Here is a 12,485-nt window from a genome sequence, read left to right as displayed (position 1 = left end):
GTGAATATGATCACCATTCGTGACGTCGCCCGCCAGGCGGGTGTTTCTGTTGCTACTGTCTCCCGCGTGCTGAACAACAGTGCGCTGGTCAGCCCTGAAACGCGTGAAACCGTAATGAAAGCCGTGACCCAGCTGGGGTACCGGCCAAACGCTAATGCCCAGGCGCTGGCGACGCAGGTCAGCGATACCATTGGCGTAGTGGTGATGGACGTGTCGGACGCCTTCTTCGGCGCGCTGGTCAAAGCGGTGGACGTCGTTGCCCAGCAGCACCAGAAATATGTGCTGATTGGCAACAGCTATCACGAGGCTGAAAAAGAGCGTTATGCCATTGAGGTACTGATCCGCCAGCGCTGTAACGCCCTGATTGTGCACTCTAAAGCCCTGAGCGATGAAGAGCTGGCCGGGTTTATGGAGCAGATCCCCGGCATGGTGCTGATCAACCGTATCGTCCCCGGCTACGCGCACCGCTGCGTCGGTCTGGATAACATCAGCGGCGCGATGATGGCGACGCGGATGCTCATCAGCAACGGCCATCAGCGCATTGGTTATCTGGCCTCCAGCCACGGTATTGAAGACGACATGATGCGCCGCGAGGGCTGGCAAAACGCCCTGAAAGAGCAGGGCATTGCGCCGCTGGAAAGCTGGGTAGGTACCGGTTCGCCGGACATGCAGGGCGGTGAAGCGGCAATGGTGGAACTGCTGGGGCGTAATCTTCAGCTGACGGCCGTGTTTGCCTATAACGACAGCATGGCGGCAGGTGCGCTTACCGCGCTGAAAGACAACGGCATTGCGGTGCCACAGCATTTATCGCTGATCGGCTTTGACGATATCCCGATTGCCCGTTACACCGATCCGCAGCTGACAACGGTGCGTTACCCCATTGCGTCGATGGCGAAACTGGCGACAGAGCTGGCGTTACAGGGGGCGGCAGGGCTGTTAGATCCTGACGCAACGCATTGTTTTATGCCGACTTTAGTACGCCGCCATTCGGTCGCTATCCGACAAACTGTGGCTCCGATCACTAACTGATAACATCACGTGATGTAACCGTTTTCAATCTGTGAGTAAATTCACAGTATCTTAACAAGCCGCTGTCTATGATGTCAGCGTTTTAGGGGCTGAAACACAATGTAACGGTGATTATTCACTTTTACCGTTACTAGCATGCCTCAAACAACGAATAAAACGCATTTCTGGAGCGTTACCGAACACGGAAGCTGGACATTTTATAAGTGAACTTCGGCGATCAGTAACGTTTTATTAACTTCTGCCCGCCGACCGTTTTTCACAAGAACTACCCTGCATAAAAAAAACCGGAGATACCATGAATAAGAAGGTGTTGACTCTGTCTGCTGTCATGGCAAGCATGCTTTTTGGCGCAGCAGCGCACGCAGCGGATACCCGTATTGGCGTGACTATCTATAAATACGACGACAACTTCATGTCCGTTGTGCGTAAAGCAATTGAAAAAGATGCTAAATCAGCGCCAGACGTGCAGCTGCTGATGAATGACTCCCAGAATGACCAGTCCAAACAGAACGATCAGATTGACGTTCTTCTGGCAAAAGGCGTGAAAGCGCTGGCTATTAACCTGGTGGACCCGGCGGCGGCAGGCACGGTGATCGAGAAAGCGCGCGGCCAGAACGTGCCAATTGTCTTCTTCAACAAAGAACCTTCCCGTAAGGCGCTGGACAGCTACGACAAAGCGTATTACGTGGGTACCGACTCCAAAGAGTCCGGGATTATCCAGGGCGATCTGATTGCGAAACACTGGGCGGCGAACCCGAACTGGGATCTGAACAAAGATGGTCAGATTCAGTTCGTTCTGCTGAAAGGCGAACCGGGCCATCCGGATGCTGAAGCACGTACCACCTACGTTATTAAAGAGCTGAACGACAAGGGCCTGAAAACCCAGCAGCTGGCGTTAGACACCGCAATGTGGGACACCGCTCAGGCGAAAGATAAGATGGACGCGTGGCTCTCTGGTCCGAACGCCAACAAAATTGAAGTGGTCATCGCCAACAACGATGCGATGGCAATGGGTGCCGTTGAAGCCCTGAAAGCCCACAACAAGTCCGCCATTCCTGTGTTCGGTGTGGATGCCCTGCCAGAAGCGCTGGCGCTGGTGAAATCTGGCGCTATGGCCGGTACCGTGCTGAACGATGCCAACAACCAGGCGAAAGCCACCTTCGATCTGGCGAAAAACCTGGCCGACGGTAAAGGCGCCGCTGACGGGACTAACTGGAAAATTGACAACAAAATCGTTCGCGTTCCTTACGTGGGCGTAGACCAGTCCAACCTGGCTGAGTTTATCGGTAAATAAGTTATCTGCATTGTCTTCACTGGGCGCAATTCGTTGCGCCCTTTTATAACGCGATATGCGAGGCCAACAAGGTATAATTATGGTCAGCACAACTACTCAGTCGTCCGGTGAATACTTGTTGGAAATGACCGGTGTCAACAAGTCATTCCCCGGTGTTAAGGCGCTCGATAATGTTAATTTAAAAGTTCGTCCACACTCTATTCATGCGTTAATGGGTGAAAACGGTGCGGGTAAATCAACATTATTAAAATGCCTCTTTGGGATCTATCAAAAAGATTCTGGCAGCATTCTTTTTCAGGGAAAAGAGATCGACTTCCATTCAGCGAAAGAAGCGCTGGAGAACGGTATCTCGATGGTACACCAGGAATTAAACCTGGTTCTGCAACGTTCAGTTATGGATAATATGTGGTTGGGTCGTTATCCAACCAAAGGTGTCTTTGTCGATCAGGATAAAATGTATCGCGACACCAAAGCCATTTTTGATGAGCTGGATATTGATATCGATCCGCGCGCACGCGTCGGGACATTATCCGTTTCCCAGATGCAGATGATCGAAATTGCCAAAGCGTTCTCCTATGATGCGAAAATCGTGATCATGGATGAACCGACATCGTCATTAACGGAAAAAGAGGTTAACCACCTTTTTACCATTATTCGTAAGCTGAAAGATCGCGGCTGCGGCATTGTCTATATCTCACATAAAATGGAAGAGATCTTCCAGCTGTGCGATGAAATCACCATCCTGCGCGACGGCCAGTGGATCGCCACCCAGCCGCTGGAAGGGCTGGATATGGACAAGATCATCGCCATGATGGTTGGCCGTTCTCTGAACCAGCGCTTCCCGGATAAAGAAAACAAGCCAGGCGAAGTGATTCTGGAGGTGCGTAACCTGACCTCGCTGCGTCAGCCGTCTATCCGCGATGTCTCTTTCGATCTGCACAAGGGGGAGATCCTTGGCATCGCAGGGCTGGTGGGCGCCAAGCGCACCGATATCGTGGAAACCCTGTTTGGTATCCGTGAGAAAGCCGAAGGCACCATTACGCTGCACGGTAAGAAGATCAACAACCACAACGCCAACGAAGCCATTAATAATGGCTTTGCGCTGGTGACGGAAGAGCGTCGTTCCACCGGTATTTACGCTTATCTGGATATTAACTTTAACTCGTTAATTTCTAATATTCGCAATTATAAAAATAAAGTCGGGCTGCTGGATAATTCCCGCATGAAGAGCGATACCCAGTGGGTGATTGACTCCATGCGCGTGAAAACGCCGGGCCACCGCACGCAAATTGGCTCACTCTCGGGAGGGAACCAGCAGAAAGTCATTATTGGTCGCTGGCTATTAACCCAGCCTGAAATTCTGATGCTGGATGAACCTACGCGCGGTATCGACGTGGGTGCAAAATTTGAGATTTACCAGCTAATCGCCGAGCTGGCGAAAAAAGATAAAGGGATCATTATTATTTCTTCCGAAATGCCGGAATTGTTAGGGATCACAGACCGTATTCTGGTTATGAGCAATGGTCTCGTTGCCGGTATTGTTGAAACCAAAACGACAACGCAAAACGAAATTTTGCGTCTTGCGTCTTTGCACCTTTAAGATCAGGGGCTCCTCATGAGTGCGTTAAATAAAAAAAGTTTTCTCACTTATCTGAAAGAAGGCGGTATTTACGTTGTTCTTTTAGTCTTGCTGGCGATTATTATTTTCCAGGACCCTACGTTCTTAAGTCTGCTGAACTTGAGTAACATTCTGACCCAGTCTTCCGTACGTATTATTATCGCGCTTGGCGTGGCGGGACTTATCGTTACCCAGGGGACTGACCTTTCGGCAGGGCGCCAGGTGGGTCTGGCGGCGGTCATTGCGGCAACCCTGTTGCAGTCGATGGAAAACGCCAACAAGGTGTTCCCGGAGATGGCGACCATGCCGATTTTCGTGGTGATCCTGATCGTGTGCGCCATCGGCGCGGTAATTGGCCTGATTAACGGCATCATCATTGCTTACCTGAACGTTACGCCATTCATCACCACGCTTGGCACGATGATCATCGTTTATGGTATCAACTCCCTGTACTACGATTTCGTCGGCGCGTCTCCAATCTCTGGCTTCGACAGCGGCTTCTCGACCTTCACGCAGGGGTTTGTTGCGCTGGGCAGCTTCCGTCTCTCTTACATCACCTTCTATGCGCTGATTGCGGTGGCGTTCGTCTGGATCCTGTGGAACAAAACCCGCTTCGGTAAAAACATCTTTGCTATCGGCGGTAACCCTGAAGCGGCGAAAGTGTCCGGGGTCAACGTGGCTCTGAACCTGCTGATGATTTACGCCCTGTCCGGGGTCTTCTACGCCTTCGGCGGGATGCTGGAAGCGGGCCGTATCGGCTCTGCAACCAACAACCTCGGCTTTATGTACGAACTGGATGCGATTGCAGCCTGCGTGGTTGGCGGCGTCTCCTTCAGCGGCGGCGTGGGGACCGTGCTGGGCGTGGTGACCGGTGTGATCATCTTCACCGTTATCAACTACGGCCTGACCTACATCGGCGTGAACCCCTACTGGCAGTACATCATCAAGGGCGCCATCATCATCTTCGCGGTTGCGCTGGATTCACTGAAGTACGCGCGTAAGAAGTAAGATCTTCAGAATGAAAAGGCCCGCTCACGTAGCGGGCCTTTTTTTGCCCGATGGCGCGACGCGTACCGGGCCTACAAAATCGCGATCGTAGGTCGGGTAAGGCGAAGCCGCCACCCGACAAAAGTTATTACTTCTTCTGAATTTCCAGCAACTGCTCTGGCGTTACCGCCGGGTAACCCTGTGCATTCTCCGGCACTTCGTGCATCGTTGGGATCGGCACCAGCGGGCCTAAAAAGCGCGGTTCACGTTTGAATAAGTACAGGTCAGCCAGCGCGCCAAAACGAGCGCCAAACTCACGTACGCGCACGCTCAGCATATCCTTTGGCGATGGCACCGCATAACACTGCGCCTGAATGCCCATATGCAGGGCGATAAACAGCGCCCGCTCGCAGTGGAAACGCTGGGTAATGATGATGAAATCATTGGTGTCGAACACCTTGCGGGTACGCACGATGGAATCAAGCGTGCGGAATCCGGCGTAGTCGAGCACGATATCGGCCGGGTCGACGCCTGCGGCAATCAGATCTTTGCGCATCGTCACCGGCTCGTTATAGCTTTGCAGCGCGTTATCGCCGCTCAGCAGCAGATAGTTCACCTTGCCGCTGTTATAGGCGTTCAGCGCGCCCTGAATACGATACCGGTAATACTGATTTATGACGCCAGTGCGGTAATACTTGGCGGTGCCAAGCACCACACCAACCTGACGGTAGGGGAGATCCTGTAGGTCATCAAAAATGTAGGGGGCTGTTTTCCAGCTCATCCAGCGGTCGAGGCCCAGCACGATCAACAGCAGTATGCCGACCAGGACAGACAGGCTGTAAAACACGCGCTTTAACATGCAGATGGCTCGTACCGATGATGAAATTTCCCTCAGGCTACTGTACCCGCCTGGTTAGCGCAAGAAACAGCGATTCAACTGAGGGGTTTTTCGTCAGACTGGCGGGCAACTCTGCCCGCCGAACAGATTATGCCAGCAGCACGCGGTCGATGGTTGAACAGCCCAGCGCTTTCAGCGTGGCTGCGGTCGCGTCCCACTGGATCAGCGGCGCATCGGCCTTTTCAGCCAGGATTGCGCGCTGAATATCCGGGTAGTCATACCCGTTCAGGCTAAGCAGGTTCAGGGCACCCTGGAGCGGAGGCAGCGTCGGGTTAAATGCGGCGTTCTCTGCATAGCTGCCGGTGAAGATGCGGCCGTCGCGGCACTGAAGGGCGACGCCGCTTGGAGATTTGCTGTAGGGCGTGTGGCTTTTATTGGCGGCGGCAATGGCCGCTTCGCTCAGCTCATCTCCCGAGAGCGCATAACCGTGGTCCTGCTCGTCCATCAGCAGGGTTTTGATCTCAAGATCTTTCGGGCCGAAAGCATCCGGCAGGTAATCACCCAGCGTATGCGGTGCGCGTCCCGGCAGGTTGATACGCAGTTCAAGACCGCTGTTCAGCTCATTCATAAACTGGCGGCAGTGGCCGCAAGGGGTATAGTTGACGGTGATGGCGCGCAGGGCTTTTTCGCCGCGCAGCCAGGCGTGACTGATGGCGCTCTGCTCCGCGTGGACGGTTTGCTGCATGGTCGCACCAAGAAACTCCATGTTTCCGCCGAAGTACCAGGTTCCGCTCACGCCGCGCGCAATTGCGCCTACGTTGAAATGGGAAAGGTCAGCGCGGGCGCAGGCAGCCGCCAGGGGCAGCAGGGCGAAAGCCAGCGCGTCTTCGTCCAGCCCCGTTGCCTGTTTAAGGGTCGTGACCTGATCTGCCGTCAGCAGGGCGGGGAAATGCGCATCCGCCAGAACCGGAGCCAGGGCTGATTGCAAATTCTCTGCAAGCTGAGAGAAAGCAGCTTGAAAACGTGGATGCATGACGTTGCCTCATCAAGGTTAATGGATCGGTAGTGTACGGAGCCGTACGGCCTTTATATGTGATCCAAATCTCATTATGTGTGCAACTTATGAAATGAAAATGAAATTTGCGCGACGCATCGCAAATTTTAGCCCATGACTGCCAGAATAATCGGGAAGATAAACGGCGCGACCAGGGAAGTGATAATCCCGCAGATCACCAGCGCCAGCGAGCTGAATGCCCCTTCCTGATAATCCAGTTCCGCGCAGCGTGCGGTGCCCAGCGCGTGCGAGGCGGTACCCATCGCCAGACCGCGTGCCGCTTTGGTCCGAATTTTCATGATATTCAGCAGCGTATGACCAAACACCGCGCCCAGGATACCGACGAAAATCACGCACACGGCGCTGATGGCCGGAATGCCCCCGATGCTGCCGCCCACGGCCATGGCAATCGGCGTGGTGACGGATTTAGGCAGGATAGAGGCGGCGATCTGCGGCGACGCGCCCATCAATAAGGCCACCGAGGTACCGGTGATCATCGCAACAAGGCTACCCACAAAGCAGATGGTAATGATGGATTTCCAGCGCGCGCGGATCTGATGCAGTTGCTCATATAAAGGAAACGCCAGCGCCACCACGGCAGGCTGCAACAAATCGTTGAGGATCTTGCTCCCGGCGAAGTAACGCTCATAAGGAATGCCGGTGAGCAGCAGAAAAGGAATAATCACCACCATGGCGACCAGCAGCGGGTTGAGCAACGGCATTTTGAAACGCACCGCAAGCTTACGCGCAGCAAAGAACACCACCAGGGTTAACGGCAGGGACCACCAGATATTCGCCATCATTTTTTTGTTTTCTCCCCGACGACCTTGCGTTCGCCATGCACAATGTGTGAACTCCAGCTGACGACCAGGAATACCACCAGCGTACTGATGGCGCAGGAGACCACAATCGGGCCGAACTGCGCTTTAAGCACATCGTAATACTGCATCACCCCAACGCCGATAGGCACAAAAAGCAGGGCCATATAGCGAATGAGAACGAAGCACCCCGGATTAACCCATTTCGCGGGCAGCACCTGTAATGCCAGTAGCACAAACAGGATCAGCATGCCGATAATGCTGCCGGGTATCGTAATCGGCAGCAGCGAAGCGATAAAAATGCCGGCGTACAGGCAGGCATAAATGAGGACGAAGGCGCGAAGGTATTGCCAGATAGTATTCAGTGATTTGCTCATGGTGAAAGTCCTTGCTGAGACGTATTCATCATACAATTAAACCTGAAAATGTGCCACGGATCACATCATGAATTTTGGGCATACCAGACATTCCGCAATGGAACGCTGGGCTTTCAACATACATAGAGAGCAGCTACTATAGCGCGTCTTTTTTCACAGGTACTCAGAATGCGTGTTTTACTGGCCCCGATGGAAGGTGTGCTCGACTCTCTCGTGCGCGAGCTGCTTACCGAGGTGAACGATTACGATCTCTGCGTGACGGAGTTTCTGCGCGTGGTCGATATGTTGCTGCCAGAAAAATCATTTTATCGTCTCTGCCCGGAACTGCATCGTCAGAGCCGCACTCCGTCCGGTACGCTGGTGCGCGTCCAGCTGCTCGGCCAGTATCCTGAGTGGCTGGCTGAAAACGCCGCCCGCGCGGTAGCGCTTGGTTCGTACGGCGTCGATCTTAACTGCGGCTGTCCGTCAAAGCTGGTCAACGGCAGCGGTGGGGGGGCGACGCTACTTAAAGATCCGGAGCTGATTTATCGCGGCGCAAAGGCCATGCGTGAGGCGGTTCCATCGCATCTGCCGGTGACGGTCAAAGTGCGTCTGGGATGGGACAGCGACGACAAGCAGTTTGAAATTGCTGACGCGGTGCAGCAGGCGGGCGCCACCGAGCTGGTGGTGCACGGGCGAACCAAAGAGGATGGTTATAAAGCCGAGCGCATTAACTGGCAGGCGATTGGCGAGATCCGCAAACGGCTTACGATCCCGGTGATTGCCAACGGCGAAATCTGGGATTACGAGAGCGCGCAGGCCTGCCTCAAAGAGACCGGCTGTAATGCCGTGATGATTGGCCGCGGTGCGCTGAACGTGCCGAACCTCAGCCGGGTGGTGAAATATAATGAGCCGCGGATGCCGTGGGCGGATGTGGTGAAACTACTGCAAAAATACACGCGGCTGGAAAAGCAAGGCGATACCGGCTTGTATCACGTCGCGCGCATTAAGCAGTGGCTGAGTTATTTGCGTAAAGAGTACGACGACGCGCTGGGATTATTTCAGGAGATCCGTACGCTACAGACGTCTGCGGATATTGCCCGGGTGATCCAGTCAAAATCCTGAGCGAAGTGTGAAGTGTTTGCCCGGCGCGGAGCCGGGCAACGGAATCAGAAAATCATCTTGAATACGCCGGTTACCACCAGCAGCCCTATCAGAAATATAATCAAAATAACCCACAATAATATTTTCATTCGCCTCTCCTGCGTATGTCTGTCGAAGTAAGTGTAGCAGTCAATTCATAATTAGCATGAATACATGAAATTAAATCATTGTCTTGGGGAATAAATTTCCGGATATGAAAATGTATAACAATATGCAGATTGCCACGCGTTACTAAAAAACGGAACGTCAGTAAGCGTAAGTTGCGCCTTTATTTTTTTGAGTTCATGGCGTAATGAAACGTTCTCTTACTTTATCTCTGAGTGCTCCTCTTGTTTTTATGCTGGCCGCCTGCGCGCCGGAACATGCCACGGTGTCTCCAGTAAAAACGCAAGCCGCCGCCGCAGCTGTAAATACCCAACTGCGTCATGCCGACTGGCCAAAAAGCGAATGGTGGAAAGACTTTAACGACCCCCAGCTCAACGCGCTGATCGACAAAGCGCTGGCGGATGCGCCGGATATGCAAATTGCCCGTCAGCGTATCACCCTGGCGGAAGCACAGGCGAAAGCCGCTGTCGCTGCTGAGGGTCCACAGCTGGATTTTTCCGCAGATGTTGAACGGCAAAAAATGTCGGCAGAGGGGCTGATGGGGCCATTTGCGCTGACCGACCCGGCGGCGGGGACAACCGGCCCCTGGTACACCAACGGCACCTTTGGTCTGACGGCGGGTTGGGATCTGGATTTATGGGGTAAAAACCGCGCCCAAATTGAGGCCCGCATCGGTCAGGTGAATGCGCAAAAAGCGGAGCTGGAGCAGACCCGCCAGCTGCTCGCCAGCAGCGTCGCGCGGCTGTACTGGGACTGGCAGACCGAGGCCGCGGTGGGTGACGTACTCGCGCAAATCAAACGGGAGCAGGAAAATATCATCGGTGCCGATCGCGAGCTTTATCAGCACGGCATTACCTCCTCGGTGGAAGGCGTTGAAACGGATATCAATGCCAGCAAAACCGATGAACAGCTCGCTGACGTGCACGGCAAAATGAAGGTCATTGAGGCGCGTCTGAATGCGTTGACCCATACCCCTTCAGTCACGCTCGCCCGGCATGCCTTACCTGACGCAGAGGCGTCGTTGCCATCAACGCTCGGTTATGAACTGCTGGCTCGGCGCCCGGATTTGCAGGAGGCGCACTGGTATATCGAAGCATCCATGAGCGAAGTGGATGCCGCCAGAGCCGCGTTCTACCCTGACATCAATTTGATGGCATTCTTGCAGCAGGATGCATTGCACCTGAGTGACCTGTTCCGCTCATCTGCGCAGCAAATGGGCGTAACCGCCGGGCTGACGCTGCCAATTTTTGACAGCGGTCGGTTGAATGCGAACCTGGATATCGCCCAGGCGCAAAACAACCTCTCCGTGGCGAACTACAACAAGGCCGTGGTAGATGCCGTAAACCAGGTTGCCCGGACGGCCAGCGAAGTGGATACTCTGACCGCCAAAAATCAGCACCAGCAGCAGATCGAAAAAGATGCGGCGCGCGTCGTTGCGCTGGCACAGGCGCGTTTCAGCGCCGGGATCATTGCCGGCTCCCGGGTGAGTGAAGCAAAAATTCCGGCGCTCAAAGAGCGTATTGCCGGGTTGATGCTGAAAGGTCAATACGTGGATGCCACGCTCCAGCTCACCTCCGCGCTGGGTGGCGGATATCATCACGGCTAACATTGCGCATTATCTATACTTACCTCTTTGCAGATTATCAGGAGGTGAGTATGACGCGAGTCGCAATTGTTACCGCATCGGATTCAGGAATTGGCAAAACGACGGCCCTGATGCTGGCCGAACGCGGGTTTGATGTCGGAGTAACCTGGCATTCAGATGAGAAAGGGGCGCTGGCAACCTGCCGTGAAATTGAAGCGCGCGGGCAGCGTGCCGAGGCCATTCATCTCGACTTAAGCAATTTGCCGGAAGGCGCAAAGGCCATTGAAACCCTGATTACGCGTTTCGGGCGGCTGGATGTGCTGGTTAACAATGCCGGGGCGATGAATAAAGCGCCATTTCTGGACCTGTCGTTTGACGACTGGCGGCACATATTCACCGTTGACGTGGACGGCGCGTTTCTCTGCTCGCAAATCGCGGCGCGTCAGATGGTGAAGCAGGGGGAAGGGGGGCGGATCGTGAATATCACCTCGGTGCATGAACATACGCCATTGCCGGACGCCAGCGCCTATACGGCGGCCAAACATGCGCTGGGCGGGTTAACAAAGTCGATGGCGCTGGAGCTGGTTAAACATAAGATTCTGGTGAACGCCGTTGCGCCCGGAGCGATCGCCACGCCGATGAATGATATGGACGACAGCGAAGTGAAAGAAGGCGCAATGCCGGAAATCCCGCTGGCACGGCCAGGGCATACCAAAGAAATTGCCAGCCTGGTGGCGTGGCTGTGTGACAGCGACGCCAGCTACACCACCGGGCAGTCGTTTATCGTCGACGGCGGTTTTATGCTGGCGAATCCGCAGTTTAAGCCTGCGGAATAAGCATTCCCCTCACCTCAGCCCTCTCCCCCAAGGGGAGAGGGTGTATAGCGTTTGGGGAGAGGGGTAGGGTGAGGGGCAGCAGGCCGAACTCACTCTTCATCCCGCCGCTTTTCGCGATGCTTGAGCCACAGCCGTACCACAATCACCACCGCAACAACCAGGATCAACCAGGCCCAGTGTTTAAGATGTTGATCGAGATTATGCAGCCACGGACCTATTACTTCGCCACCCACGTAGCCAAGCGTGGTGAAAATCAGTGCCCAGGCAATCGCCCCGAGAATGTTCAGCGGCAGGAAGATTTTCGGCGGTAAGCGGCTCGCGCCAATCAGTATTGGCCCGATGATGCGAAAGCCGTACATAAAGCGGGTACCAATCACAAACAGCCAGGGACGTCGCTGGATAAGCCGCTGAGCACGGCGAATTTTCTTTTGATGCTTAGCAAAACGTTGCAAAAGCGTCGGGCCAAAGCGCAGCCCCAGAAAGTAGAGCAGCTGATCGCCAATCATACCGCCCAACGCGACGGCGGCGACCACCAGCGAGAATTTCAGCAATCCCTGATGTGCGGCCACCCCGCCCAGCAGCGTGATGGTTTCGCCTTCCGCGACGCTGCCGATCACCAGCGCGGCGTATCCATATTGTTCAATAAGACCGTTGATATCCATTACGTAAACGTCATCTCCCTTACTGTGCCTGCGTTAATCATATACCCCATCCATCAACCGCGCGGCAATCAACGGAAATTTCCCACTGTACATAAAATAATCTAAAGCCTGCATTATACTTAAGCTATCGCTGACGGGC

12 protein-coding genes are annotated in these 12,485 nt (G+C 54.3%); 7 read left to right on the top strand and 5 right to left on the bottom strand.

What is annotated here, in order from left to right; all coding sequences use genetic code 11:
• The first annotated feature begins 6 nt into the window (after window positions 1-6).
• The 4 genes from galS to mglC all read left to right on the top strand — a co-directional run bounded on the left by galS (window position 7) and on the right by mglC (window position 4,949).
• The gene (galS, locus tag SK50_RS17260; protein WP_003859324.1) at window positions 7-1,029 is read left to right on the top strand and encodes an HTH-type transcriptional regulator GalS; all 1,023 of its coding nucleotides are present in this window, start codon (window positions 7-9) and stop codon (window positions 1,027-1,029) included.
• A 295-nt stretch (window positions 1,030-1,324) separates the two neighbouring features.
• Window positions 1,325-2,323 (top strand): galactose/glucose ABC transporter substrate-binding protein MglB, encoded by a 999-nt coding sequence (gene mglB / locus SK50_RS17255; RefSeq protein ID WP_017383382.1) that lies wholly within the window; start codon window positions 1,325-1,327, stop codon window positions 2,321-2,323.
• Between the two features lie 79 nt (window positions 2,324-2,402).
• Window positions 2,403-3,923, top strand: coding sequence for a galactose/methyl galactoside ABC transporter ATP-binding protein MglA (gene mglA, locus SK50_RS17250; protein WP_003859320.1), 1,521 nt, complete (start codon window positions 2,403-2,405; stop codon window positions 3,921-3,923).
• A gap of 15 nt (window positions 3,924-3,938) precedes the next feature.
• Window positions 3,939-4,949: a galactose/methyl galactoside ABC transporter permease MglC gene (mglC, locus tag SK50_RS17245; protein ID WP_003859318.1), complete on the top strand. Its 1,011-nt coding sequence runs from the start codon at window positions 3,939-3,941 to the stop codon at window positions 4,947-4,949.
• A 127-nt stretch (window positions 4,950-5,076) separates the two neighbouring features.
• Here the strand turns inward: mglC and sanA are convergent, their stop codons facing one another.
• The 4 genes from sanA to SK50_RS17225 all read right to left on the bottom strand — a co-directional run bounded on the left by sanA (window position 5,077) and on the right by SK50_RS17225 (window position 8,015).
• Window positions 5,077-5,787: an outer membrane permeability protein SanA gene (gene sanA / locus SK50_RS17240; RefSeq protein ID WP_017383381.1), complete on the bottom strand. Its 711-nt coding sequence runs from the start codon at window positions 5,785-5,787 to the stop codon at window positions 5,077-5,079.
• A 127-nt stretch (window positions 5,788-5,914) separates the two neighbouring features.
• Window positions 5,915-6,799 carry a cytidine deaminase gene (cdd, locus tag SK50_RS17235; protein ID WP_032103253.1) on the bottom strand — a complete coding sequence of 295 codons (885 nt, stop codon included), beginning with the start codon at window positions 6,797-6,799 and terminating at the stop codon, window positions 5,915-5,917.
• A gap of 128 nt (window positions 6,800-6,927) precedes the next feature.
• A complete protein-coding gene (locus SK50_RS17230; RefSeq protein WP_015572322.1) occupies window positions 6,928-7,623 on the bottom strand; it encodes a CidB/LrgB family autolysis modulator in 696 nt (231 codons plus the stop codon).
• Entirely contained in the window at window positions 7,620-8,015 is a 396-nt protein-coding gene (locus SK50_RS17225; RefSeq protein ID WP_003859308.1) for a CidA/LrgA family protein, read from the bottom strand. Before SK50_RS17225 ends, SK50_RS17230 begins: the two co-directional genes overlap by 4 nt.
• A 168-nt stretch (window positions 8,016-8,183) precedes the next feature.
• On the opposite strand from SK50_RS17225, the gene dusC reads away from it, so the two are divergent.
• The 3 genes from dusC (at window position 8,184) to SK50_RS17210 (ending at window position 11,684) form a co-directional block, all read left to right on the top strand.
• Complete coding sequence (gene dusC / locus SK50_RS17220) at window positions 8,184-9,119, top strand: tRNA dihydrouridine(16) synthase DusC (RefSeq protein ID WP_015572323.1); 936 nt, start codon at window positions 8,184-8,186, stop codon at window positions 9,117-9,119.
• A 331-nt stretch (window positions 9,120-9,450) separates the two neighbouring features.
• Window positions 9,451-10,869 carry a multidrug resistance outer membrane protein MdtQ gene (mdtQ, locus tag SK50_RS17215; protein ID WP_032619324.1) on the top strand — a complete coding sequence of 473 codons (1,419 nt, stop codon included), beginning with the start codon at window positions 9,451-9,453 and terminating at the stop codon, window positions 10,867-10,869.
• A 50-nt stretch (window positions 10,870-10,919) separates the two neighbouring features.
• Complete coding sequence (locus tag SK50_RS17210) at window positions 10,920-11,684, top strand: SDR family oxidoreductase (RefSeq protein WP_023295053.1); 765 nt, start codon at window positions 10,920-10,922, stop codon at window positions 11,682-11,684.
• 89 nt (window positions 11,685-11,773) lie between these two features.
• Here the strand turns inward: SK50_RS17210 and SK50_RS17205 are convergent, their stop codons facing one another.
• Complete coding sequence (locus tag SK50_RS17205; protein ID WP_015572327.1) at window positions 11,774-12,346, bottom strand: DedA family protein; 573 nt, start codon at window positions 12,344-12,346, stop codon at window positions 11,774-11,776.
• Window positions 12,347-12,485 lie beyond the last annotated feature (139 nt).

The sequence above is a fragment of the Enterobacter sp. BWH64 genome (assembly GCF_001037645.1).
Taxonomy (GTDB): domain Bacteria; phylum Pseudomonadota; class Gammaproteobacteria; order Enterobacterales; family Enterobacteriaceae; genus Enterobacter; species Enterobacter hormaechei_C.
This window is presented reverse-complemented; position numbering and strand designations above follow the sequence as displayed.